24 protein-coding genes and 2 pseudogenes are annotated in these 24,389 nt (G+C 62.2%); 15 read left to right on the top strand and 11 right to left on the bottom strand.

Annotated features, from left to right (window positions below; all coding sequences use genetic code 11):
* Positions 1 to 68 precede the first annotated feature (68 nt).
* Entirely contained in the window at positions 69 to 830 is a 762-nt protein-coding gene (locus B5E41_RS10665; protein WP_088393406.1) for a Crp/Fnr family transcriptional regulator, read from the top strand.
* A 9-nt stretch (positions 831 to 839) separates the two neighbouring features.
* Here the strand turns inward: B5E41_RS10665 and B5E41_RS32150 are convergent.
* A pseudogene (locus B5E41_RS32150) lies at positions 840 to 974 on the bottom strand (molybdopterin-binding protein); the annotation flags it as partial.
* 247 nt (positions 975 to 1,221) lie between these two features.
* Here B5E41_RS32150 and B5E41_RS10660 point away from each other — a divergent pair.
* The 4 genes from B5E41_RS10660 (at position 1,222) to B5E41_RS31640 (ending at position 2,802) form a co-directional block, all read left to right on the top strand.
* Positions 1,222 to 1,770, top strand: a complete 549-nt coding sequence (locus tag B5E41_RS10660) for a sigma-70 family RNA polymerase sigma factor (RefSeq protein ID WP_095999809.1) — start codon at positions 1,222 to 1,224, stop codon at positions 1,768 to 1,770.
* Positions 1,767 to 2,411 carry an NrsF family protein gene (locus B5E41_RS10655; protein WP_088393404.1) on the top strand — a complete coding sequence of 215 codons (645 nt, stop codon included), beginning with the start codon at positions 1,767 to 1,769 and terminating at the stop codon, positions 2,409 to 2,411. Before B5E41_RS10660 ends, B5E41_RS10655 begins: the two co-directional genes overlap by 4 nt.
* Positions 2,412 to 2,479: 68 nt before the next feature.
* Complete coding sequence (locus B5E41_RS31645) at positions 2,480 to 2,632, top strand: hypothetical protein (protein WP_176439372.1); 153 nt, start codon at positions 2,480 to 2,482, stop codon at positions 2,630 to 2,632.
* The gene (locus tag B5E41_RS31640; protein WP_155249479.1) at positions 2,632 to 2,802 is read left to right on the top strand and encodes a hypothetical protein; all 171 of its coding nucleotides are present in this window, start codon (positions 2,632 to 2,634) and stop codon (positions 2,800 to 2,802) included. Before B5E41_RS31645 ends, B5E41_RS31640 begins: the two co-directional genes overlap by 1 nt.
* Positions 2,803 to 2,836: 34 nt before the next feature.
* On the opposite strand, the gene B5E41_RS10650 is transcribed toward B5E41_RS31640, so the two are convergent.
* Together B5E41_RS10650 and B5E41_RS10645 are read right to left on the bottom strand one after the other, a co-directional pair.
* Positions 2,837 to 4,162 (bottom strand): cytochrome P450, encoded by a 1,326-nt coding sequence (locus B5E41_RS10650; RefSeq protein WP_088393402.1) that lies wholly within the window; start codon positions 4,160 to 4,162, stop codon positions 2,837 to 2,839.
* 125 nt (positions 4,163 to 4,287) lie between these two features.
* Entirely contained in the window at positions 4,288 to 4,815 is a 528-nt protein-coding gene (locus B5E41_RS10645) for a sigma-70 family RNA polymerase sigma factor (protein ID WP_088393400.1), read from the bottom strand.
* 282 nt (positions 4,816 to 5,097) lie between these two features.
* On the opposite strand from B5E41_RS10645, the gene B5E41_RS10640 reads away from it, so the two are divergent.
* A complete protein-coding gene (locus B5E41_RS10640) occupies positions 5,098 to 5,601 on the top strand; it encodes a YciE/YciF ferroxidase family protein (RefSeq protein ID WP_088393398.1) in 504 nt (167 codons plus the stop codon).
* A 74-nt stretch (positions 5,602 to 5,675) separates the two neighbouring features.
* On the opposite strand, the gene B5E41_RS10635 is transcribed toward B5E41_RS10640, so the two are convergent.
* The 8 genes and pseudogenes from B5E41_RS10635 to B5E41_RS10600 all read right to left on the bottom strand — a co-directional run bounded on the left by B5E41_RS10635 (position 5,676) and on the right by B5E41_RS10600 (position 15,101).
* Positions 5,676 to 7,388 (bottom strand): GH32 C-terminal domain-containing protein, encoded by a 1,713-nt coding sequence (locus tag B5E41_RS10635; RefSeq protein WP_088393772.1) that lies wholly within the window; start codon positions 7,386 to 7,388, stop codon positions 5,676 to 5,678.
* A 4-nt stretch (positions 7,389 to 7,392) separates the two neighbouring features.
* Positions 7,393 to 8,286 (bottom strand): carbohydrate ABC transporter permease, encoded by an 894-nt coding sequence (locus B5E41_RS10630; protein WP_088393396.1) that lies wholly within the window; start codon positions 8,284 to 8,286, stop codon positions 7,393 to 7,395.
* Positions 8,279 to 9,220, bottom strand: a complete 942-nt coding sequence (locus tag B5E41_RS10625; RefSeq protein ID WP_088393394.1) for a carbohydrate ABC transporter permease — start codon at positions 9,218 to 9,220, stop codon at positions 8,279 to 8,281. The genes B5E41_RS10630 and B5E41_RS10625 overlap by 8 nt, the downstream gene beginning before the upstream one ends.
* A gap of 91 nt (positions 9,221 to 9,311) precedes the next feature.
* Positions 9,312 to 10,604 (bottom strand): ABC transporter substrate-binding protein, encoded by a 1,293-nt coding sequence (locus B5E41_RS10620; RefSeq protein ID WP_088393392.1) that lies wholly within the window; start codon positions 10,602 to 10,604, stop codon positions 9,312 to 9,314.
* Between the two features lie 36 nt (positions 10,605 to 10,640).
* Positions 10,641 to 11,645 (bottom strand): LacI family DNA-binding transcriptional regulator, encoded by a 1,005-nt coding sequence (locus tag B5E41_RS10615; protein ID WP_088393390.1) that lies wholly within the window; start codon positions 11,643 to 11,645, stop codon positions 10,641 to 10,643.
* Positions 11,646 to 11,727: 82 nt separating this feature from the next.
* Positions 11,728 to 13,580, bottom strand: a pseudogene (locus B5E41_RS10610) (ABC transporter ATP-binding protein).
* 381 nt (positions 13,581 to 13,961) lie between these two features.
* Positions 13,962 to 14,282 carry a hypothetical protein gene (locus tag B5E41_RS10605; protein WP_088393388.1) on the bottom strand — a complete coding sequence of 107 codons (321 nt, stop codon included), beginning with the start codon at positions 14,280 to 14,282 and terminating at the stop codon, positions 13,962 to 13,964.
* 114 nt (positions 14,283 to 14,396) lie between these two features.
* Positions 14,397 to 15,101: a transcriptional regulator NanR gene (locus B5E41_RS10600; RefSeq protein WP_011428354.1), complete on the bottom strand. Its 705-nt coding sequence runs from the start codon at positions 15,099 to 15,101 to the stop codon at positions 14,397 to 14,399.
* A gap of 140 nt (positions 15,102 to 15,241) precedes the next feature.
* On the opposite strand from B5E41_RS10600, the gene oiaX reads away from it, so the two are divergent.
* From oiaX to B5E41_RS10555, 9 genes are all read left to right on the top strand, one after another.
* Positions 15,242 to 16,537, top strand: coding sequence for a 3-oxo-isoapionate-4-phosphate decarboxylase OiaX (oiaX, locus tag B5E41_RS10595; RefSeq protein WP_245303073.1), 1,296 nt, complete (start codon positions 15,242 to 15,244; stop codon positions 16,535 to 16,537).
* A 5-nt stretch (positions 16,538 to 16,542) separates the two neighbouring features.
* Positions 16,543 to 17,877: a four-carbon acid sugar kinase family protein gene (locus B5E41_RS10590; RefSeq protein ID WP_088393384.1), complete on the top strand. Its 1,335-nt coding sequence runs from the start codon at positions 16,543 to 16,545 to the stop codon at positions 17,875 to 17,877.
* Between the two features lies 1 nt (position 17,878).
* Positions 17,879 to 18,682 (top strand): triose-phosphate isomerase, encoded by an 804-nt coding sequence (locus B5E41_RS10585; protein WP_088393382.1) that lies wholly within the window; start codon positions 17,879 to 17,881, stop codon positions 18,680 to 18,682.
* Entirely contained in the window at positions 18,679 to 19,125 is a 447-nt protein-coding gene (gene derI, locus B5E41_RS10580; RefSeq protein WP_004678734.1) for a D-erythrulose-4-phosphate isomerase, read from the top strand. Before B5E41_RS10585 ends, derI begins: the two co-directional genes overlap by 4 nt.
* 74 nt (positions 19,126 to 19,199) lie before the next feature.
* Positions 19,200 to 20,027 carry a phosphogluconate dehydrogenase C-terminal domain-containing protein gene (locus tag B5E41_RS10575; RefSeq protein WP_088393380.1) on the top strand — a complete coding sequence of 276 codons (828 nt, stop codon included), beginning with the start codon at positions 19,200 to 19,202 and terminating at the stop codon, positions 20,025 to 20,027.
* A gap of 97 nt (positions 20,028 to 20,124) precedes the next feature.
* Positions 20,125 to 21,066 carry a D-ribose ABC transporter substrate-binding protein gene (locus B5E41_RS10570; RefSeq protein ID WP_088393378.1) on the top strand — a complete coding sequence of 314 codons (942 nt, stop codon included), beginning with the start codon at positions 20,125 to 20,127 and terminating at the stop codon, positions 21,064 to 21,066.
* A 73-nt stretch (positions 21,067 to 21,139) separates the two neighbouring features.
* The gene (locus tag B5E41_RS10565) at positions 21,140 to 21,784 is read left to right on the top strand and encodes a DUF2291 family protein (RefSeq protein WP_088393376.1); all 645 of its coding nucleotides are present in this window, start codon (positions 21,140 to 21,142) and stop codon (positions 21,782 to 21,784) included.
* A complete protein-coding gene (locus tag B5E41_RS10560) occupies positions 21,781 to 23,331 on the top strand; it encodes a sugar ABC transporter ATP-binding protein (protein ID WP_088393374.1) in 1,551 nt (516 codons plus the stop codon). The genes B5E41_RS10565 and B5E41_RS10560 overlap by 4 nt, the downstream gene beginning before the upstream one ends.
* A complete protein-coding gene (locus tag B5E41_RS10555; protein WP_088393372.1) occupies positions 23,328 to 24,389 on the top strand; it encodes an ABC transporter permease in 1,062 nt (353 codons plus the stop codon). The genes B5E41_RS10560 and B5E41_RS10555 overlap by 4 nt, the downstream gene beginning before the upstream one ends.

Raw genomic sequence — 24,389 nt, 5'->3', positions numbered from 1 at the left:
ACCGGCCGGTTTTCCCATCTGATTCGATCAGGCTGCCTCCAAACCTCACACTTTCCGGAGGGCGAGCATTGACAGAAGCAACGACACCGACCAAGGAAAACCGGTTGTTCGACCTCTTGCCTGAGGGAGAGCTTGCAACTGTCGTTTCTCATCTCGAACCGTGCGACACCCCTCGCGGCTTTGTCATGGCCAAAGCCGGCGCAACGATCGACTACGCTTATTTCCCGTGCTCGGGAGTAGGTTCGATCATCAACATTTCGCCCGAGGGCAATCGCGTCGAAGCCGGGTTGTTCGGTCGTGACGGGTTTGCACCCACCGCGGCAGCGATAGACGGAGGAATCAGCGTAACCGAGGTCACCGTCCAGGTGCCGGGTTTTGCCTATCGGCTGCGACAGGACAAGCTGCTGGATCTGATGCAAACGCATCCGGTGTTTACCAGCCTGCTGCACAAGAGCACGCACGTCCTCGCGACCCAGGCCGGTTTTACCGCGCTCTCCAATGCGATCCACGGGATCGATGAGCGGCTGGCTCGCTGGATATTGATGTGCCACGACCGCATTGATGGTGACAAGCTCGCCCTGACCCATGAATTCATCGCCCTGATGCTGGCGGTCAGGCGGCCGAGCGTTACCACGGCCCTGCATCTGCTCGAAGGCAACCATTTCATCCGCTCGGTCCGAGGGCTGGTGATCGTCAGAGATCGCGGCGGGCTGGAGGAATTCGCCGCCGACGCCTACGGCAGGGCGGAGGAGGAATATGAGCGGCTGATTGGACCTCTGAGAAAATCGAAGCGATGGGCTCTTTCGGGCCGATCGTCTGCTCAGGGATAACAGCGGCAGCTATATCCCCGCATACCAATCGTAGCCGCGATCCTTCGAGAATCCACCATTGCCGCCGCAAAGCTCCCCAAGATCCGTGAGTGCTTCGATCCGGGTCAGTAGCTTTGCCTCCTTGTAACCAAGCGACCGTTCGAGGAGGCGGCCCCTGCAAGCGAGAACCACGATGACGTGCAGGCTGCAAAGGCTGTAAAAAAGCTTGCAACGGAAATCTCCTAAATCGGATTGCCGTGTCCGCGGCGCCTGCCGGTGGCTGACGCCTCTCCATTCGACAAGCGTCGGAATGCGTTACAGCTTGACGTGCATGTGGTAGAGCTGCAGTTCAAAAATCTTTGGTTTTCGCTGTAACCGATTGTCCGTTTTTACGAATGAGCTCTTTGACAGCATGACCACCACCCATTCGGAAGAAGCCCTGAAAGCATTGATGCTTCTGTCCCTTGACGGGGACGAGGCTGCCTATCGGCGTTTGCTGACGGCTTTGCGCGTGCTGCTTGTCGGCTATTACAGCCGCAGGATGGCTGCGGCGACGAGAGCGGACATGGAAGATCTGGTCCAGGAGACATTGCTGGCACTGCATTCCCGGCGATCTACCTATGACCGGAACAGATCTTTTACCGCCTGGTTTTTCTCGATCGCCCGGTACAAGCTGATCGACCATCATCGCGGCCGTGGCGGGCGCAGGCTGGCCGAGACCGAGCTTGATGACCAGATCGAAAGCGACTTCAGCGAGGATCGGCTGACCGCCCGCATGGATGTCGAGCGGTTGCTCGACGGCTTGCCGTTGCGACAGCAGGAACTGATCCGGCAGGTGAAGCTCGAGGGCAGCTCGGTCGCGGACGCCGCAAACCGCACCGGTCAGTCCGAGTCGGCGGTGAAAGTCAGCATCCATCGGGCGCTCAAGGTGATTGGAGAAAGACTGCGAGGCACATCGTGACAAAGACAGACGATCTCATCGAACGGTTGGCAAGCGACCTCAAGCCGGTGCCGCGCAACGCGCTATGGCGCCACTTTGCGCTCGGCATACTGCCGGCCCTCGGACTTTCCCTTCTGCTGATGCTGATCATTCTTGGTCCCCGAGTCGATATGCCCAACGTGCTGACGCTGCCGGTCTTCTGGATCAAGTCCGCCTATAATGCCCTGATTGCGGCGGCCGCCTTTGCCACCGTTTTTCGGCTTTCCCGACCCGATGGTTCCGAGGGGCGCTTTTTTGGTTTGCTTGGATTGATCTTCGCCGCCATGGCGGCCGTCGCGGTCATCCAGCTCTTGACGGCGCCGAGCGAGAGCTATCGATTGCTGATCCTCGGTTCCTCGGCGCTGCATTGCCCCCCGCTCATCGCAGGCTTTGCGATCCCGGTCTATGCCGGCACGGTCTGGGCGCTGCGCCGCGCGGCGCCGGTGGATCTGCGGCTGACCGGCTTTGTCGCCGGCATTGCCGCGGGAGGAGCCGGCGCCTGGGTTTATTCCTGGTTCTGCACCGAAAACGGCATGCCTTTCGTGTTGATCTGGTACACGCTCGGCATCTTGCTCATCGGTGCCGTCGGCGCCATGACCGGACCTCGTCTGCTCCGCTGGTAGATCCCTCCTCAATTCGTTGACCGGAACATTCCGGGTTTCGCCTGGTTCGAGGGGCGAAGGAGAGAAAGATGAACGACGAATCGGATCGTCGCGCTTTCATGGTCTATTTAGGAGCCATCCTGCTGGTTGGACTCGTGATCGTGTTCGGCGCTACGCTCTCATGGAACTCAAGCAATATAAGCAATCGGCCCACGCAATCTTCAACGGAAGCCAATCCTTGATGAAATGGCCCAAAGACAATCCGATCCGCTTGGAGTGGCCGAGCGCCAAACGGCAGCCGGACGGGCTGAAAACCCTGTGGCTGGTCGTCGCCGTGATCGCGACGACGGTCGCTATCGTCTTTCTGCTTTACGTCTCGATCCTCGTCTACGGCGTGATGCAAAGGCTGTGAGCCGACGCGAACTGGACGTTCTCCCCTTGCGGCATCATCTATTTTCCCTGCGGCGCGCCGTCAGCTTCAGCCGGATGTCGAAGTGATTGAGGGTACCAGGCAGGTTGGCGACGATTAACGACGGGTGCAGCAGCACAATATCGGCGGCCGACAAGAACGTGCCCACGGCAAAGCTTGCAATCGCCGGCACGAGATTATGTGCCGGGCAAATGACGGGACCGGCGCTGAAGGGCACGAGCCCGGCGGCCGGCAACGCGTCGTTCTGTCCCCAGATGCTCGGTTCCATCCGATTGGCATAGAGGAGCGCGGGGTCTCGATGGAAGAAGGGGACGAAGATGATGACGCCCGTGCCGCGAGCGATGACCCTGTCGCCTGACTGGATGTCCTTGGTCAGCTGCCTCAGGATGGCCGGCGTCGTCGGCCAGAGACGCAAGGCCTCCAGCAGACAACTGCGTGTGAAGGGCCGATCGAGATTCCCGCCCATGGCCTCTTCCACGGCTTTGCTCCAGTAGCTCACATGGCAGGCCAGCAAGGCGAGCGTCCTCATAACGGCAATTCCGGCTGCATCGAAGGCGAACAGCCATTGGGCCACCTGGCTTTCCGGAGCAAGCCCATCGCCTGTCGGAAACCGGTTGACAAGACTGTGCTTTTCCGGGTCTCTCAGATAGCGGCCGACCTGCTCATGAAACTGGGCAAGCTTGCGCTGATCGACCGGGGCGGCAAATGCCCAGTTGGCCCTCCCTCGAAGTTCGTTCAAAGTCTCGGTCAATGTGACGTCGTTGCGCGCTCGGTCGCCGAGGACGACTCGCCGGACGATCCGGAACCAGGCCTGCGAAAAGGCCGACCAATCGAGCTCACGGGGTAGGTTCAGGAGCTGCAGAAATTCGGCGTCGACGATATTCTTGAAATGCACCGCAAATGGATGCAGCCGGTCTGCGGTTGCCAAGGCGTGCTCATGGGCCGGCCGCAGCTCGGCGCGCCGAGAGCCCGATGAGATAAGCACGTTCTCCGGCTCGAAGTGAACAAGGGCCGCATGCTTTTCCGCAGTCGCCGCGGCAAACGGTTCGGGCGAAGATTGAAGCACCGTGGCGACATCGGCCGGATCGAGGATCAGCAGATGTGGTCGCAATGGGATCGGCAGCAGAAGAGGCGCCGGCCCGTACTTGTGTTTCAGCCGCTGCATCTGTTTCACGGCGTTTGTGTCGAAGCGCCGCCGCTCCGCCAGACGCTCCATTGTCGGGCGGCGAATGATGATGCCCTTGGCAACCGTCGGGACCACGACCGCCGTCAATACGCGAAGCGTATCGAGCCATCCGGCGCGATTAACTCTGGGAAAGATGGCGTGGCTTCGCGCGTTCATGACTCTTCAGCCTGGCCCGGCGGTTTGCCCATATCGATTCGATCGGCCGATCCTATCGATTTGGGTTTGGAACCAGGACCACGACCGTTTGTTCCGCTCCAGGCGAAGCGGCCGGCGCAGGGCGATCAATCGACGAGATGGTTTCCGAGCATCGCAATCAGGCACTCGCGGGCGCGGCTCACACGGCTTTTCAAGGTGCCGATCCGGCACCCGCACATTTTGGCGGCGTCCTCATAACTCGTTCCGGCAGCCACCAATGTCAGAGCCCGGCGCCTGTCGTCGGAAAGACGCGTCAGGGCCCGCTGCAATTCGTGCTCCCGCAGCACCCACTCCTGGGTCGGGGCGATCGCAACCTGTTCCATCGCCGTGTCCATTCCAGCCGGCTCGCGTTTCTTGCGGCGATAATTGGTGCAGAACGTGTTTCGCAGGATGGTGAAAAGCCAGGATTTGAGGGAGGTGCCGGGTTGGTAGAGATGAAGCGAATTCAGCGCCTTCAGCAAGGTTTCCTGAACGAGGTCATCGATGTCATCATCGCTGCGCAAGAACCTTCGGGCAAAGGCGCGCAATGCCGGCGTCAGTTCGACGATCTCCCGCTCGATTGCGGATTTCTCTTTACAATGCGAAGCGGGGCGTAGTGAAGACGGGGAAGCCATTTTTCTCTCCTGGGATGAGAAGGAAAGTCGCTGGCTTCCTATTCGTTGCCGTACGATACCGGACACAAGTCCGGGCTGGGGCGGCAACTGCTCGCCGGCTCGCGCATGGGAACAACGGCGTCCTGTAGTCGTTGGGTGATCGCCGTCTCGATACTGTCGAACGGTCTCTTCCTTGGCCGGATAGAGATGGCGCCTCCGGCCAAGGGGGCGTCATATTTCCGATCGGAACATCCGACCGATGCGAGAGTTGATTGTCGTCACGACACGCCATAGGAGGACTAAATGGCAACCGAGAAGACTCTGAACGACCTGTTTCTCGATACTCTCAAGGACATCTATTACGCCGAAAAGCAGATCCTGAAGGCTTTGCCGAAGATGGCGCGCGCCGCGCAATCGGAAGAGGGCAAGGCCGGTTTCCTGCAGCATCGCGACGAGACCCAGGCGCAGGTCGAACGCCTCGAACAGGTTTTCGAGATGATCGGCAAACCGGCACGCGGCAAGACCTGCGAGGCCATCCAGGGCATTATCGCCGAAGCCGAGGAGATCATGGATGAATTCAAGGGCACCGCTGCCCTCGATGCCGGCCTGATTTCGTCCGCCCAATCCGTCGAGCATTATGAGATCGCCCGCTACGGCACGTTGATCGCATGGGCAAAACAGCTCGGCCTCAAGGATGCCGTGCCGCTGCTGCAGGCTACGCTGGCCGAAGAAGAGGCAACCGACAAGAAGCTCACGCGGCTCGCGGAGTCTTCAGCCAACATCAAGGGCAAGGGCAAGGCGGCCTAAGCCGCTCTGTGCGCTATGCTCCTTCGCAACGGCCGCCGCCTCGGCGGCCGTGCTTTTGCCCGGGCTCCCTGTGATCAGAGACCAAGCTGCCAGATTTCGGCGGTGAGCACATGTCCCTCCGGCGCGGCGAGACGCATGGAGTTTATCCCCTTGAACCCCGGCAGCCGCTTGGTTCCCGTCCAGCGGCCGTCATCACCGAAGACCTCGATGGAACCTGCGTCGAGGAATATGCGGATAGTTGACGGGCGTGCGCCGGCGGCGATGTAACGGGGCGACGTCTTGGCGCCCGCTCCCGAAAAGAGAATGCTCAGTCCGTCGTCATTCAACTGAACCGCCACCGTCGCGTCGGGATGTTCGAACGTGAGATGGAAGGCATTGCCCGCTTCCTTGAGCGTGAGGAGGATCTCGACAGAGCCGTTGGCAAGATCGACCGGACGGCCGTCCAGAAGGCCCTGAGCATCCAATGGGCGCTGCCGCAGACTTTCGACATCGGCGATCGGTGGCGTGGTCAGCGCGCCGCCGCGCAATGCCAGCCGCCGCGGCAGTGTCATCGCCGTCGGCATGTCGACTTCCTTTGAGACATCCGTCCAGTTCGCCAGCCATGCGATGCCAACCGGACCGGTCTCGTCGACGAAGGCCTGGAACGCGTAGGCATCGGTGCCGAAGTCCAGCTCCTGCTCGAACTCCACAGAGAAGCTGTGACCATCGAAGCGGCCGATGGTGGCAAGAGTGATATTGCGCCGGCCCGTTGCCGGGTCGCGGCTGGTGAGAAGACCGAAGATCAGGGCCCATCGCGTCGACGGATCGTTCGCGGGACCATCGAGAGGCACCAGGCAAGGGCACTCCGCCGCCGTCATCCCGAAGCGGTTCTCGCGGTGAAGCATGCCGAGGAAGGTCCATCCCGTTGCCGCGCCCGGATCGTCCGTTTCGTAAAGCAGGATGATGCCGCCCCCGCGGTCCCGCGTGCCGAGCAGCATCTTCCATTTGTCGTCCGGGCCCATGAAGACATAGGGATCGCGGAAGTCAGTCGTCAGGCCGAGCCCCTCAGGACGCGCGGGCAGGATCAGGTTTGCCGGTTCGACGTTGACGAGATCGCCGCTGGTGGCGGTGAACTGAATTTGCTCCTCCGGCTGCCGGTGCTTCATATGCTCGGTGAAAAAGATGCGAATTCCGGCGCCATCGAGGGGGATCGCCGAGCCGGAAAATGCGCCGCCGCGCCCATCGGCCCGTGCGGCGAGGGCATCCGAAGGCGGAAGAAAGATCGGAAGATGCGTCCAGCGGAGGTAATCGTCCGAGACCGCATGCCCCCAATGCATGTTGTTCCACCGAAGGTTATGCGGATAGTGCTGGTAGAACAGGTGCACCCTGCCACCGAATCTTCCAAATCCGTTGGGATCGTTCATCCAGCCGAAAGGCGGGCGGAAATGATAGCCGCCGGGAACGTCGGGCGCCGCATTGGACGGCCTGACATGCAGCAGTCGAATGCCCTCATCGAGAACGCGGGGCTGAGAGAAGGCATAGACAAGCGAGACGCACGTCGCAGCGGGATCGTAGGACAAGGCGGTATCTCCACCGCGCTCCAGCGTCAGCAGCCGAAACTCGAATTCATGAGGATTTGATGTTTCGACGGTACAGACCGGATCGCCGTCGACTTGAGCGGTCAGCCTTCCCGGGGCGGCGCCATGCGAAGCCTTTATCCAGGCATGGATCGTGCTCCCTGCCGGCAGGACGGCGCTGATCGTCTCCAGCCCGCCTTCATCGGACGGAGACATTACTTGGCTTGTCATCAATTCAACCTTTCACGGCAGAGCCGATAAAGGAGCTCACGAACCAACGCTGGAAAACGAGGTAGAGCCCCAGGATCGGGATCATCATCAAGACGGAGGCGGCCATCGCACGATCCCAATAGATGCTGTCCTGTCCGAAGAAGGTCGCAATGGCGACGGCGATCGGCCGGGCATAATCCGTCTGCGTCACAAGGATCGGCCAGAGATACTGGTTCCAGGTCTCGATGCCCATCAGGATCGATACGGTGGCAAGGGCGGGCAGGCTGAGCGGCAGGAAAATGGAGCGATAGGCCCGGAAAAAGGAAGCGCCGTCCATCTCGGCGGCTTCCAGGAGTTCCTTCGGCAGTTGCGCGAAGAACTGGTAGAACAGGAAGATGTAGAGAGGGCTCGCCACCCAGGGCACGATCTGCACCGCGAAGGTATCGGACATTCCCGCCCTGGATACCATGATCACGAGGGGCATGATGATGCTTTCCTGCGGGATCACATAGAGTGCGATCACCACCGACAGGATGACCGCCCGGCCCCTCAGCGACCCCCAGGCGAGGACGAAGCCGGCCATCGAGTTGACGACCAGGCCGGAGCAGACGGTGGTGACCAGGATGATCAGCGAGTTGATGAGGTAACGGCCGAAGGCGAGTTGGCCCGAGAGGTGGCCGACCTCCGCATAGTTGGAGAGCGTCGGATTGGAAACCCAGAAGGCGCGGAAACTGCCCATGTCGGCAAGGATCTGGAAGCGGTCGTCCTTGAGGCTCGCCACGACCAGAAGCAGCAACGGGGAGACGATCACCAAGGCGATGATGAAGATGCAAGCCACCTGCACGGTTCTGAGAACTCGGGCAGCGGAACGAGGCCGCGCCGTGCGGGCCTGCGGGATCGAAAGAGCGATATCAGACATCGAAGCGCCTCAGGAGCTGGCGCTGGATCAGCGCGATGATGAGAACGATGACGAACAGGATGACGGACACGGCCGAGGCATAACCCATCTTCTGTTCCTCGAAACCGGCGCGGACCATGTAATGCACAACCGTCTCGGTGCTGCTTTTCGGCCCGCCCTGCGTGAGGATGGCGACCTGGGTATAGAGCTTGAACGCCTGGATGGTGGTGATCACCAGGACGAAGACATGCGTCGGCCGAAGGCCCGGCATTGTCACATGCCAGAAGCGCCGGAAAGCATTCGCGCCGTCGATCTTGGCGGCATCGTAGAGTTCGTCGGGAATGCCCTGCAGACCCGCGAGATAGACGATCATCTGGAAACCATAGGCTTGCCAAGCCGAGAGCAGGACGAGCGAGAACATCGCCCATTCGGGATCGCCGAGCCAATCGATCGGCTGGACCGCGCCACCGGAAATGAAACCGAGGATCTGGTTGAACGGGCCCGTCGGATATTGGAACAGGGTGCCCCAGATGACGCAGACCACGACCATCGACGTGATCGCCGGTAGGAAGAACATGCCGCGCAGCACATTGCGGAACGGCAGCTTCTGATGCAGCAGCAGGGCCGTTGCGAAAGCCAGGCCACACTGGGCTGGAATGATCCAGAAGGTGAAGCGCGAGACGTTCCAGAGGGCAGTCCAGAAAAGATCGTCCTGGAAGATGCGGATGAAATTGTTGAACCAGACGAACCGGACGGGCGTCGGCCGCGGCACCAGAGGCTGGTTGGTCATCGCCGTCCAGAAGGACAGGAAGAACGGCACGATCAGAAAGACAGTCAAAAGAATCACGGCCGGCGCGAGCATCGCCGCTTCCTGCATCAGTCGTCCCATGTCATGCCGGCGCGCCGGAGACTTTCGCACTGTTGTCGACGGCAATGTCGATTGTTGCATGACCATCGCATTCCTCCTCGCCAGGCCTCAAGGGTCGGTCCCGCCCTGCAACGTGGCGACACGTCGCAAGGCTTCGACCGACCGGCGCCGTTGGCTGTTATTCCTGATCACCGAACGGCGGATATCCGTCGTTGTCTTCGATATCCTGGTCGATCTTCTTGGCGGCTGTTGTGAGCGCCTCCTTTGGATCGCCCCCATTGAAGGCCTCGTCGATGGCCTGCATGAAGGCCGACGTGATGGTGGGATAGGCTGGATGCGGCGGGCGGGCAACGGCCGTCTTCGACGCCTGCTCGAAGGCGATCGCCATGGGGCCGCCGTTTGCATAGAGCGGAGATTCGGCCGCGAAGCTCTTCAAGCCGGGATAGCCGGACTGGCTTGAGACATAGGCCCGATACTCCTTGTCCTTCAGCAGGAAGCTGATGAACTTGGCGGCGACATCGGGATGCTTTGACGTCTTGGTGATCGCCCAGATCCAGGTGCCGTTCGGGCTCGCGCCCTTTGCGCCGAACTTGGGAAGCGGCAGGACGACGATGTTGTCCTTCATGGTGGCCGCAGCCTCCGCATAGACCCAGTGTCCGCCGAGCGCCAGTGCGGCCGGATTGCCTTCGGCGAAGAACTGGTTGGTGCCGGCCGACTGCGGCACGACCCAGCCGTTCTTGACCCATTTCTGCATCATGGCGAGGGCATCGACGCAGGCGTCGCTGTCGAGCGTTCCCTCGGATTTCCAGGCTTTGCGGTCGATCAGGTCGCAACCTGCCGATTGCAGGATCGGCCCATAGGCATAGGTGATCCATTCGGTCTTGATGCCGTAGCCGCGAAAGGTGTCGATCGGCCACTTCACGCCGTCGAGCTTCGAAAGCTTCTCGAGGTAGCTTTCGAACTCCTCTCGCGTCCAGGCATCGTCGACGGATTTCGGGATGCGCGCGCCGATCGCTTCGAGATATTTCTTGTTGCCGTAAAGAACGACGGAAGAGTCCGTCAGGCCGATCGCATAGAGATCCTTGTCGACCGGGTATGTGCCTTGAGCGATGTTGGACTCCGTCATGTCGTCGAGGAGATCTTTGTCGATCAGCGGCTTGATCGGCTGCAGATAACCCGACCAGACATAATTGGCGAGGAACGGCGCATCGAGCTCCATGACGTCGGGCAGTTGCTTGGCCATGACGGCCGCGCTGAACTTCTCGTTATAGGCATCGTGCGGCGCATAGATGAACTGGACATCGACATCGGGATTGGCGGCCTCGAAGCGCTCGGCCACCTTGCCATAGGCGGCGACAAAACCGGGATCGCCCTGATGCATGACCTGAATGGCAGTCTTTTCGGCTGCGTCAGCCCATGTAGCGGCCAGTGTCGAAGACAGGACGACAGACCAAAGTAAACGTTTACCCATTAGAATTCCTCCTCAATTGAATGGGCCTTCCTCAATTTACACGGATGCCCGCTCCACCAACTGGAACGGCAGTTTCTGCACCCCGGCCGCGGATCGGTGGTCGGCAAGCAGGATTTGCGCGGCCTGGCGGCCCATGGCGCGGTGCGGCAGCGCCATGGTTGTCAGCGGCGGATCGAGGCGGGAGGCGATCTCGACCTGATTGTCGAAGCTCGCGACCGCGACGTCATCGGGAATGGTCGCCCCGCATCGGCGCAGCGCGGCGTAGACTTCCATGGCCACACGATCGTTGCCGCACAGGATGGCATCGGGACGCCGCGGGCTGTTGATGAGATCATGTATATGTGTGGGCACGAGGCTATGCGCCCGATCGCTATAGATCGCCTTGCTGACAGCGGGAAGTACGACAGCCCCTGCCCCGTCAATGCCGGCGTGATCGAGCGCCTGCCGGAAACCCAGTTCACGCAGTTCGCCGGCGAGCAGTCCCGGCAGGTTGATGAATGCGATATTGCGGCGCCCTGCGTCGAGCAGGTAGCTGGTAATCTCGATCGCCGCGCCGGTTTCATCCGGCACGAGAGACGTCACTCGATCATTGGCGTCCCGGCAGTTGATCATCACCCCGACAGTATCGGCAAACTCGGGCGGCAGGTCGACGCTCTTGTGATACATGGCAGCATAGGCGATCGCGCGCGGGCGAAAGCGTCGCATCTCATCGAGGATCGATCCCACGCTGCGATGGCCGCCGAGCGTCATGGCGAAGACGGCCATGTCGGAAGTACGCACGGCCCCGTCGAGCCCCCTGATGATCTCCGTCGCGAAAGGCGAGGTGATCAGGTCATCGGCGACGAGGCCGACAAGCGGCATCCAGCCCTGCCGCATGCTGCGAGCCGCAAAGTTGGTGACATAGCCGAGTTCCTCGGCGATCTCCTTGATCCGCCGGCGCGTTTCCTCAGACATGCGCGCCGAACCGCCATGCAGAGCGCCTGACACGGTCTTGACGGAAACGCCTGCACGGGCGGCTATGTCGTTAAGTGAAGCAGTCACGGGTTCGCTTTGGGTTATCGATTACCCACATCGGTATCAATCCCTTTCCCATGAGTCAAGCGATGACAGTTCCCTGCCCCGCTCAATCGATCTCTTCAGGGATGAAGCCGCCGGTCTGCCGCCTCCAGAGCCGGGCAAACAGCCCATCCTGTTCGACCAGTTCTTCCGGCCGGCCTTCTTCCACGATGCGTCCGTGATCGAGCACGACGATCCTATCCATCCTGGCGATCGTCGAGAGGCGGTGGGCGATGGCGATCACCGTCTTTCCCTCCATGACGAGGTTCAGCCTTTCCTGGATGGCGGCTTCGGATTCGCTGTCGAGCGCGGAGGTCGCCTCGTCGAGGACCAGGATCGGCGCGTCCTTCAACAGCACGCGGGCGATCGCGACACGCTGGCGCTGGCCGCCTGACAATTTGATGCCGCGATCGCCGACGAAAGCCGCGTAACCCTTGCGACCTTCGCTGTCTGTGAGATCGGCGATGAAGGCATCGGCGCTTGCCATCTTCGTCACCCTTTCGATCTCTTCCTGCGTCGCCACCGGCCGGCCGTAGCGGATATTGTCGCCGACCGAACGGTGCAGCAGCGCGACATCCTGGGCGATGACGCCGATCGCGCGGCGAAGGCTTGCCTGCGTCACCGCGCGGATATCCTGCCCGTCGATCAGGATTGCGCCCTCCTTGATGTCGTAGAAGCGCAGGAGCAGGTTTGCGAGCGTCGTCTTACCGGCGCCGGAGAGGCCGACCAGGCCCACCTTCTCGCCGGGCTGCACCGTCAGCGACAGGTTGTCGATGATTGCTTTGCCGGACTTGTAGGCGAAACGCACCTTTTCGAAACGGATCTCGCCCTGTTGCACCGTGAGTTCGGCCGCATCCGGCCGGTCGGTGATGGTGGGCGGCGTCGTCATGACGGGCATGGCGTCCTTGATCGTGCCGATCGCCTGGAAGATCTGCTGGCCCATTTGCATGAAGACGAAGATCTGCGTCGACAGCCGATTGAGGATATAGACTGCGCCGACGAACTCGCCGACCGTGAGGAAGCCTTTGACGAGGCCGAAAAATCCGATCGCCAGCATGGTCAGCCACAACAGCGTATTGAGGATGACGACGGTCACTTCCGACGAGCGGTAGATGCGCTGCTCGGCGTGCTGCGTCTGCACGGCCTTTCCGATGATGCGGCGGATCGCGCCTGCTTCGCTGTCTTCGGCCGCGAACTGCTTGATCATCTGCATGTTGGTGTAGAGATCGGTGATGGCGCCGGCGATCATGCTGCGCTGCTTGGCGGTGCGGCGCGAGCGCTCGACGAAGGTCGGCACGATCCTCGCGGTGAAGGCGACGTTGAGCACGATCCAGACGACGACGGGCAAAGCAAGCTGCAGGCGAGCGCGCTGAGCAAAATCACCGAGCCCATCAGTTGCATCAGGAAGCGCGGAATGGACTGGAAGCCGGCGAGAATTTGCTGCTGGACGGCGGAGGAGACCTGCTGCAGCCGCGAGGAAACCTGGCCGGCATAGAGATCATGGAAAAAGGCAAGATCCTGCCGCTCCACCGCCTTGTGCCCCTGCCACTGAATGGCAGCCGGCATGGCGATGCCCAATGTATGCGAGTTCAGCGTATTGAGCACGAAGGATACGATCGGCATCACCGGAAAGATCAGAAAACCGAGAACGCTCAGCAGCAGCCATTCGCTGCGCAGGAAGACGGCAGCACCCTGCTGCGTCACGCCGTCGACGATGACCGAAAGCCCCCAGACGATCGTCAGGTTGATCACCTCGAACACCATGGAGCAAAGCGCCAGCGCAATCAGCACGCCGCGAAACATCGAGATGAAATGCAACAGCACCGTCACCGGCCCCTTCGACGGCAGCGGCCGATAAGGAATGTCGAGCGGCCGGATCAGGGTCTCGAAGGGACGATAGATCGCATCTGAAATCGACATGGGCCGCTCGGTCAAATGTTGGAATAAGGGCGAGGGACTCAAGGCTACGCAGGCGGAGGATAGGATCACCTTGGGGCTGCAATCTCAACTAGAATTTTGGTGTTTGGGAACGGGAGGCTGTATAAAGGGGGGGCTGAAATCGAGCATGCACAGACCGCGCGAAACGCCCCTCTCGGATGCGGCATCTCTGCCTGCACAGGCGCGGCACCCTCCGGCGTCCCTCGTCCTGAGGCGCGCAGGCCGCAGGCCGGAGCCTCGAAGGACGCGCTCCAACGCTGCTCCTTGCATTCATCGGGTGTCGGCGCAACGCCTCGCCCTTCGGAGCAGCTCTCCTGAAGCCGAACCCCGCCGAAGCGGGGTTCCTGGTGCATTGCAAGCCGGTCAGTTGTTATGCGCTGCGCAGGCCTCGTCCATCGGGGTGGCGTTGCTCGTGCCGCCCTGCGTCTGGAGATTGGCGGAGTTATTGACCGGGTTCGGGCACTTGGTCTTGTCCATCTTCATCGTGCCGCCGGTCGTTGAGCCGGTCGTGGTGGTATCAGTGGCCATCGGCTTCTTGGCTTTCATGTCGCCGCTCGCACCGCCGCCCTGATCGGCCTGGTTCTTGTCGATCGTGGCGCCGGCCGGGGCCGGGTTGGACTGGGCGAAAGCGGATGTCGCCATGCCGAGCGCGAAGAGCGAAGCTGCTACGATTTTCATACGCATCCTGAGATCCTCCTTGGGATGTTGCGTGATTAGCTCATCCACAACCTCGTCAGGACATCATTGTTCCGCAGCTGCTGATGACAAATTGCGCCGCTGATCACCGTCTGGTGCGGGCTACTTGGTATAAAGCGCCCGCGACCTTTCGAGATGCTTCAGGAGCGCCATCTCCGAGCCGTCGACATCGTTGGCCTCGAGGCGGTCGACGATTTCGTCGTGTTCGGCAAGCGTGAACTTTTCCTTGCCGGTCCAGATCAGCATTTCGGTGTGATATTCCTTCAGCCAGGCGAGCATCGCCTCGCTGACGGCGACATAGATCGGGTTGCCTGAAATCTGGGCGATGCGGGTGTGGAATTCCATGTCGGCGTCGATGAACTCTTCGGCCCGCCCGAGCGAGGCGCGCTGACGCTCGATGATGTCCCTGAGATCGCTGATATCGGTTGCCGAGGCGCGCTGCGCGGCTTCGCGGGCCATGCCGCGCTCGAAGAAGATGCGGGCGCTCTTCAGATGTTCGAGCGAGTCGGCCGATTGCGACAGCATGATCTTGGCGGTGAGATCGACCTGGCGGAAGATCGATTTCGCCGTCAGCCGCAAGACCTTCGCGCGCTCGCCGTGCGAGATGCTGACGAGACCCTTGTTGGCGAGCGATTGCATGGCTTCACGGATCGCCGGCCGGCCGACGCCGAAGCGCTCCATCAGCACCCGCTCGGAGGGCATTTCGTCACCGGGCTGAAGCTCGCCTGAGGTGATCATCCGCTCGAGTCGATCAAACACTTCGTCGGAGAGTTTCCGGCGGACGATTTGTTCGATGGGCTGGGTCATGAGATCTCGCTGGCTCAAAATGCTTCCTCCTAACAGTTTTCCGCGCCGAGAACAAAGCTCGCGGCTGAAAATTTGCGCCGCCGAAGATTCCGCTTTTCAACAGTTGGAATACTCATTATACCAGATCACGAGTTGACGCCATGACAATCTCCATGGCGAGAGGAGCAGCCGGCCGTTTCATGATGATAACCCTGACCTACCGCATCGAAACGCCCGGCAGCGTCGAGACGATGGCGGACAAGATCGCCAGCGACCAGTCGACCGGAACCTTCGTGCCGGTTCCCGGCGAGACGGAAGAGCTGAAATCACGCGTCGCCGCCCGGGTTTTGGCGATCCGCCCGCTCGAGAATGCGCGCCATCCGACCTGGCCCGAGGCCGCGCCCGACACGCTGCTCCACCGCGCCGATGTCGACATTGCCTTCCCTCTGGAGGCGATCGGCACAGATCTCTCGGCGCTGATGACCATCGCGATCGGCGGCGTCTATTCGATCAAGGGCATGACCGGCATCCGCATCGTCGACATGAAGCTGCCCGAAGCTTTCCGGAGCGCCCATCCCGGGCCGCAATTCGGCATAGCGGGCAGCCGCCGCCTCACCGGCGTCGAGGGCCGCCCGATCATCGGCACGATCGTCAAGCCGGCACTGGGGCTGAGGCCGCACGAGACGGCGGAACTCGTCGGCGAATTGATTGGGTCGGGCGTCGACTTCATCAAGGACGATGAGAAGCTGATGAGCCCGGCCTATTCGCCGCTCAAGGAGCGCGTCGCCGCGATCATGCCGCGCATTCTCGATCACGAGCAGAAGACCGGCAAGAAGGTCATGTATGCCTTCGGCATCTCGCATGCCGATCCCGACGAGATGATGCGCAACCACGATATCGTCGCTGCGGCCGGCGGCAATTGCGCCGTCGTCAATATCAATTCGATCGGCTTCGGCGGCATGAGCTTCCTGCGCAAGCGCTCCAGCCTGGTGCTGCATGCGCATCGCAACGGCTGGGATGTGCTGACGCGCGATCCGGGCGCCGGCATGGATTTCAAGGTCTATCAGCAGTTCTGGCGGCTGCTCGGCGTCGACCAGTTCCAGATCAACGGCATCAGGGTCAAATATTGGGAGCCGGACGAGAGCTTCGTCTCTTCCTTCAAGGCCGTCAGCACGCCGCTCTTCGATGCCGCCGATTGCCCGCTTCCGGTCGCGGGCTCCGGCCAGTGGGGCGGGCAGGCGCCGGAGACCTACGAGCGCACCGGCCGCACCATCGATCTTCTCTATCTCTGCGGCGGCGGCATCGTCAGCCATCCCGGCGGTCCTGCTGCCGGCGTGCGCGCCGTGCAGCAGGCCTGGCAGGCGGCGGTCGCCGGCATTCCGCTGGAGGTCTATGCCAAGGATCATCCGGAGCTTGCCGCCTCGATTGCGAAATTCAGCGACGGCAAGGGCGCGTGACGGCGATGGATGGACGTCTCGTCAGCTATTACGGGGATGATTTCACCGGCTCCACCGACGTCATGGAGGCGCTCGCCTCGAACGGCGTCGAGACCGTGCTCTTCCTCGACCTTCCCAGGCCGGAGCTGCTTGCCCGTTTCGGCCATTGCCGCGCGATCGGCATTGCCGGAACGAGCCGCAGCGAGACGCCGGCATGGATGGACGAGCATCTTGCGCCGGCCTTCGACTGGCTGAATTCGCTCGGCGCTGCCATCTGCCATTACAAGGTCTGCTCGACCTTCGATTCCAGCCCCGGCATCGGCAATATAGGCAAGGCGATCGAGATCGGCCGCACGAGTTTCGGGCAATCCATCGTGCCCGTCATCGTCGGCGCGCCGCAATTGAAGCGCTACACGGTTTTCGGCAATCTTTTCGCAGCCTATCAGGGTCGCGTCTTCCGCATCGACCGCCACCCGGTGATGAGCCGCCATCCCGTCACGCCGATGGATGAGGCGGATCTTGCGCTGCACCTGTCGAAGCAGACCTCGCTTCCCGTGCTGCTTGCCGATCTCGTCGCAATCACCGCGGCCGATGCCGACCGGCGGATCGACGAGCTGGCGTCGGATCGGGAAGGTATTCTGTTGCTCGATGTCGATTCCGACGCGACGCAGGCGGCCGCCGGGCGGCAGATGCTGCGCGTCGCCAACCGTTCGGGAAGCTTCGTCGCAGGCTCCTCGGGCGTCGAATATGCCCTGCTCAGAGCCTGGCGGCAGGCCGGCGTGATCGGTCAGGGCAGCGCGGAATTTCCCGATATCGGCGCCGTCGATCGCCTCGCGGTCGTCTCCGGCAGCGTCTCGCCGACGACCGAACGCCAGATCCGCACGGCCGTCGAAAACGGTTTCGAAAGCATCGCACTCGATCCGCTTGCTCTGGTCTCGAATGGCGAGGCTGCGGTGGATGCGGCGGTGCAGGCGGGTATCGGCAAGCTGAAGGAAGGCCGGAGCGTCATCCTTTACACGGCGCTCGGCCCATCCGCCGACCGCGGCGCCGATATCGACCGGCTTCCCGGCGCTCGCCACCAGCTCGGCAGCGCGCTCGGCACGATCCTGAGCAGGCTGATCGAGCAGGAAGCACTGCCGCGCGCGGTCGTCGCCGGCGGCGACACGTCGAGCCACGCGCTGCGGCAATTGAAGATCGACGCGCTGACGACATTGCTGCCGCTGCCGCAGACGCCGGGCTCGCCGCTCTGCCTCGCCCATGGCGACTATGCGCCGACCAACGGCCTGCAGATCGCGCTGAAAGGCGGCCAGGTCGGCACGGACCGCTATTTCGCGCAGATCCGCGACGGGAGGAAGAACTGAGATGGTCGTCTGGGTCGGCACCAGCTTTAAGATGAACAAGACGCTTGAGGAAGCGCTCGCCTTCGCGCGCCGCCTCGCCGATGCGGATCGTGAACGCGATGCCCGCGTGCAGCGCTTCGTCATCCCCTCCTTCACATCGCTGCGCGAGGTCAAGCGCGTGCTTTCCGAGAGCTCGGTGAAGGTCGGCGCCCAGAACATGCATTGGGAGGATGCCGGCGCCTGGACCGGCGAAGTTTCGCCGCTGATGCTGAAGGATTGCCGGCTCGATCTCGTCGAGCTCGGCCACTCCGAACGGCGCGAACATTTCGGCGAGACCGACGAGACCGTCGGCCTCAAGGTTGCCGCCGCCATCCGCCACGGCCTGACGCCGCTGGTCTGCATCGGCGAGACCCTGCAGGAGCGTAACGAAGGCCGGGCCGATGCCGTGTTGCGGCGGCAGGTCGAGGCTGCCCTGAGGGGCGTCGAAATCGAGGCCGGCGAGGCTCCGATCCTGCTTGCCTACGAGCCGGTCTGGGCGATCGGCGTCAACGGCATTCCGGCGACGGCCGATTATGCCTCGCAGCGGCACGGCAAGATCGCCGAGGTGGCGAAATCCATTCTCGGCCGCCCGGTGCCGGTCCTCTATGGCGGCAGCGTCCATCCCGGCAATTGCGAGGAACTGATCGGCGAGCCCGATATCGACGGCCTTTTCATCGGCCGCTCCGCCTGGTCCGTCGAAGGCTATCTCGACATTCTCGCCCGCGTCAGCGCGGCGATCGACCGCTCATCTCCACGCCAGACGGCGAGTGAAAGGAAACTGCCATGAAGATCGCAATTGGCGCCGACAGCGCCGGCAAACCGCTCCTGGACGTCATTGCCGCCCATCTCGCCGGCAAGGCGGATCTCGAAGTGCACGATCTCAGCCAGTCCGGCTTTTATGCCGATCTCTCCCAGCGCCTGGCGCAGACGATCGTCGACGGCGAGCATGAGCGCGGCATTCTGTTCTGCGGCACCGGCATCGGCGTGTGCATCTCCGCCAACAAGGTGCCGGGCATCCGCGCCGCGCTCACCCACGACACCTATTCGGCGGAACGCGCGGTGAAATCCAACAACGCCCAGATCATCACCATGGGTGCGCGCGTCATCGGGCCGGAACTGGCGAAATCGATCGTCGACGTCTGGCTCGCCTCCGAATTCGACCCCGATGGCCCGTCGGCCGGCAACGTGCAGGCGATCGACCGGCTCGATGCGGAGAAACATGGGGCCTAAGCGCGTAATGATATGGTGATTGACTCATCATACCAGTATATGATCCTATCCAGAACTGAAAAGGTGAGGAAAACATGACCAAGATTGCTCTCTTCGGCGCCGGCGGCAAAATGGGGTACCGGCTTGCCAAAAATCTCAAAGGCTCGCGCTTCGAAGTGCGCCATGTCGAGGTGAGCGATGCCGGCAAGGCCCGCCTGAAGAACGATCTTGGCCTCGATTGCGTGCCTGTCGACGCCGCGCTCGACGGCGCCGAGGTCGTCATTCTCGCCGTGCCGGATACGGCGATCGGCAAGGTCGCGGCCGGCATCGTCGACAAGCTCGCGCCCGACACCATGGTGGTGGCGCTCGATGCTGCCGCGCCCTTCGCCGGCCATCTGCCGAAGCGCGACGACCTCACCTATTTCGTCACCCATCCCTGCCATCCGCCGATCTTCAACGACGAGACGGATATGCAGGCCAAGAAGGATCATTTCGGCGGCCTCTTCGCCAAGCAGCACATCGTCTCGGCGCTGATGCAGGGTCCCGAAAGCGCTTATGCGCTCGGCGAGGAAATCGCCAAGGTCATCTGGGCGCCGGTCATGCGTTCGCACCGGGTCACGGTCGATCAGCTCGCCATGCTCGAACCCGGCCTTTCCGAAACCGTCTGCGCCTCGCTGCTCGTCATCATGCGCCAGGCGATGGACGAATGCGTGGCCCGCGGCGTGCCGGCCGAAGCCGCGCGCGATTTCCTGCTCGGCCATATGAACGTGCTCGGCGCGGTCATCTTCAAGGAGGTCGACGGTGTCTTCTCGGATGCCTGCAACAAGGCGATCGAGTTCGGCATCCCGGCGTTGATGCGCGACGACTGGAAGAAAGTTTTCGAACCGCAGGAGATCGCCGAAAGCATCCGGCGCATCACCTGAACCGGCCCGGGGGAGGCAAATCCTCCCCCTGCTACCGCTCCGGAGACGGGGCACCGCTCCGGGGAGACGGAGCGTCATTCACAACAGGGAGGAAAGAATGAAACTGACACGCAGACTGACACTCGCAGCCTTCGCCAGCGCGCTGGCGCTCGGAACGGCCATGCCGGCTTTCGCGGCCGATCTCATCGCCATCATCACCCCGGCGCATGACAACCCGTTCTTCAAGGCCGAAGCCGTCGGCGCCGAAGCCAAGGCGAAGGAGCTCGGCTACGAGACGCTCGTCATGACCCATGACGACGACGCCAACAAGCAGTCGGAAATGATCGATACGGCGATCGGGCGCGGCGCCAAGGCGATCATCCTCGACAATGCGGGCGCGGACGCTTCCGTCGCCGCCGTCAAGAAGGCCAAGAATGCCGGCATCCCCTCCTTCCTGATCGACCGCGAAATCAATGCGACCGGCGTCGCCGTCGCCCAGATCGTCTCGAACAACTATCAGGGCGCGCAGCTCGGGGCGCAGGAATTCGTCAAGCTGATGGGCGAGAAGGGCAATTATGTCGAGCTGGTCGGCAAGGAGTCGGATACCAATGCCGGCATCCGCTCGCAGGGCTATCACGACGTCATCGACGATTATCCCGAGCTGAAGTCGGTCGCCAAGCAGTCGGCCAACTGGAGCCAGACGGAAGCCTATTCGAAGATGGAAACCATCCTTCAGGCCAATCCGGATATCAAGGGCGTCATTTCAGGCAATGACACAATGGCGATGGGCGCGATCGCAGCCCTGCAGGCCGCCGGCCGCAAGGATGTGATCGTCGTTGGCTTCGACGGTTCCAACGACGTGCGCGACTCCATCAAGTCGGGCGGCATCAAGGCGACCGTCCTGCAACCCGCCTATGCGCAGGCGCAGCTCGCGGTGGAGCAGGCCGACGCCTACATCAAGAACAAGACGACGCCGAAGGAAGAGAAGCAGCTGATGGACTGCGTTCTCATCAATGCCGACAATGCCGGCAAGCTCGAAACCTTCGCCCTGACGAACTGATCAGCCCCAATTGCGGAGGGTGCAATGTTGCGCCCTCCGCAATGCATTTTGCGAGACGCCGAGGTTCACCCGCATGTTGAGAATGAAGGGCGCATTGCTGGCTGCCGTCGTGGCGGCGGCCCTGCCCGGTTGCAAGATCATCAAGACGCCGACCGCGGAAGAGAAGGCGGCGGCAGCGGCCAAGACCGCTTTCGATCCGAATGCCAAGGTCGAGGCGATCTGGCAGCCTCAGGTCGTGCCCTATTTCGAAAAGCGCGCCGGCGAGCTGAAGGACGTCATGCAGCTCGTTGCGACGAGCCCCGATGCCGCGGGCGAAAAATACGGCAATCCGCGCAAGCAGAGCAGCTCGCCCTGGACCTATGCGGTGAAGATCACCGGCACGGTCGTCGCGGCCGACACCGCCTCGCGCGCGGCGACGCTCGATGTCGATGCCGATGGCGACGGCAAGGCCGATGCGAAGGTGCAGATCGGCCCGGCGCTGCGCGGCACCGCGCTGCGCGACACGCTCGAATTCGTCAATTTCAACGAGTTCAAGAACCAGATCGAATGGGCGCAGTTCGGCAAGGCGTTCAACGAGAAGGCCAATGCCGCCTTCCTCTCCGCCGTTCCGCGCGAGGATCTCACCGGCAAGACGGTGACGGTGATCGGCGCCTTCCCGCTGCCGAGAAGCGGCGAGCTGCCGCTCGTCACACCTTCGGAACTGAAGGTGGGATCATGACGGCGACAGACGCACATCAGGACGATATCATCCTCCGTCTCGACGACGTGTCGAAGGTCTATTCCGGCATCGTCGCCGTCAAGCGGGCCAATCTGGAGCTGCGCCGAGGCGCGGTGAATGTTCTCGTCGGCGAAAACGGCGCCGGCAAATCGACGCTGATGAAGATCATCGCCGGCGTCGAGCGCCCGACGCATGGCCGCATCATCCTGGACGGCAAGCCCGTTTCCTTCGACAGCCCGGCCGACGCGCAGGCGAACGGCATCGGCATGATCTTCCAGGAGCTCAATCTCTTCGCCAACATGTCGGTCGCCGAAAACATCTTCACCAGGCGCGAAATCACCCGCGGCCTGCTCGGCATCGATCACAAGGCGCAGGTCGAAAAGGCCAATGAATTCCTGCGGCGCCTCGATGCCGGCATCGAGGCCGATACGATGGTCGAGGATCTGCCGATCGGCCAGCAGCAGCTGGTCGAGATCGCCAAGGCGATGTCGCTTAATGCCCGCATCCTGATCATGGACGAGCCGACCTCGGCGCTGTCGGCGGCCGAAGTCGAGATCCTGTTCAAGGTGATCGCCGAGCTGAAGGCGCAGGGGGTGGCGATCGTCTATATCTCGCACCGGCTGGAAGAGCTGATGCGGATCGGCGACTACATCACCGTGCTGCGCGACGGCCAGATCACCGGGCACGCCATGGTGCGCGACATCGACACGCGCTGGATCGTCCGTTCGATGATCGGCTCGGACGCCAAGGATTTCGCGAAATCCGTCACCCATTCGGTCGGCAAGGAAGTCTTCCGCGCCGAAAACATCAGCCTTCCCCGGCCGACCGGTGGGCTTTCGGTCAACGACGTTTCCCTGTCGGTCAAGGCAGGCGAGATCCTCGGCATCTATGGCCTGATGGGCGCCGGGCGCAGCGAATTTTTCGAATGCGTGATCGGACGCCATACGCATTCGACCGGTAAGATCTTCATCGACGGCAGGCAAGTGCGCGCCCGCGACACCACGCGGCGCATCCGCCGCGGCCTGGCGCTGATCCCGGAAGACCGGCAGCGCGAGGGGCTGGTGCAGGTGCTGTCCATCGCTTCCAACCTGACGCTCGCGAGCCTGTCGCGCTTCACCCGGCTTTTTCATATCGACAGCGGCGCGGAGAAGAACGCCATTCAGGAAGCGATCCGCGATCTCTCCATCAAGGCGCCGAACCCGGATTTCGAGGTCACCTCCATGTCCGGCGGTAACCAGCAGAAGGTCGTCATAGGTAAGGCGCTGATGACCAATCCGAAGGTGCTGCTGATGGACGAGCCGAGCCGCGGCATCGATGTCGGCGCCAAGGCCGACGTCTTCCGCACCATGCGGCGGCTGGCGGCAAACGGGCTCGCCATCCTGTTTTCGACCTCCGACCTCGAAGAGGTCATGGCGCTATCCGACCGCATCGCGGTCTTGAGCAATGGCCAGCTCGTCGCCGTCTTCGACAGGGACGAAGCGACGGAAGACGCCATTATCGCGGCTTCGGCCAAGGGACACGGACATCAAGGGAAAATCGCGTCATGATGGCGGCTACCTCAACTCTTGCGCCGAAGGGCGCCAACGGCTCTGCGCTTCTGACGCTGATGAAGCTCAGGACCTTCATCGCGCTTTTCGCCGTCATCATCTTCTTTGCGATCTTCGCGCCGAACTTCACCTCGACGGCGAACATGATCCTGATGTCGAAGCATGTGGCGCTGAACGCATTCCTCGCGATGGGCATGACCTTCGTCATCATCACCGGCGGCATCGACCTTTCGGTCGGCTCGATCGTCGGGCTCTGCGGCATGGTCGCCGGCGGACTGATCCTCTACGGCATCGAGCTGCCGATCGGCTACACCATCTATTTCAACCTCTTCGAGATCGTGCTGATCACGCTGTCGATCGGCCTTGTCATCGGTCTCATCAACGGCCTGTTGATCACCAAGCTCAACGTCGCGCCCTTCATCGCCACGCTCGGCACGCTCTATATCGCCCGGGGCCTGGCGCTGCTGTCCTCTGACGGCCAGACCTTTCCGAACCTCGTTGGCCGTCCGGAATATGCGACGACCGGCTTCGACTTCTTCGGAGCCGGCCGCATTCTCGGCCTGCCGGTGTCGATCTGGATCCTGATCATGCTGGCGCTCGCGGCCGCCTATGTCGCGCGTTCGACGCCGATCGGCCGCCACATCTTCGCCGTCGGCGGCAATGAGCGGGCCGCGCGCATGTCGGGCATCCGCGTCGATCTCGTGAAAATCTTCGTCTACATGTTCTCCGGCCTTTGCGCGGCGATCGTCGGCGTCGTCATCTCCTCGGAGCTGATGGCCGCCCATCCGGCGACCGGCGAAAGCTTCGAGCTCAATGCGATCGCCGCAGCGGTGCTCGGCGGCACTTCGATGTCGGGCGGGCGCGGCACGATCGGCGGCACGATCATCGGCGCCTTTGTCATCGGCATCCTCTCTGACGGTCTCGTCATGATGGGCGTTTCCTCCTTCTGGCAGATGGTCATCAAGGGCCTCGTCATCATCATCGCCGTGGTCGTCGACCAGGCGCAGCGGCGCCTGCAGCAGCGCGTCACCCTCATGCAGATGGCAAAGGCAGGCTGA

It is taken from the genome of Rhizobium esperanzae, assembly GCF_002204185.1.
In the GTDB taxonomy this organism is placed as follows: Bacteria; Pseudomonadota; Alphaproteobacteria; order Rhizobiales; family Rhizobiaceae; genus Rhizobium; species Rhizobium esperanzae.
The sequence above is the reverse complement of the archived record's forward strand: the minus strand, read 5'-3'. Positions and strand labels throughout refer to the sequence as shown.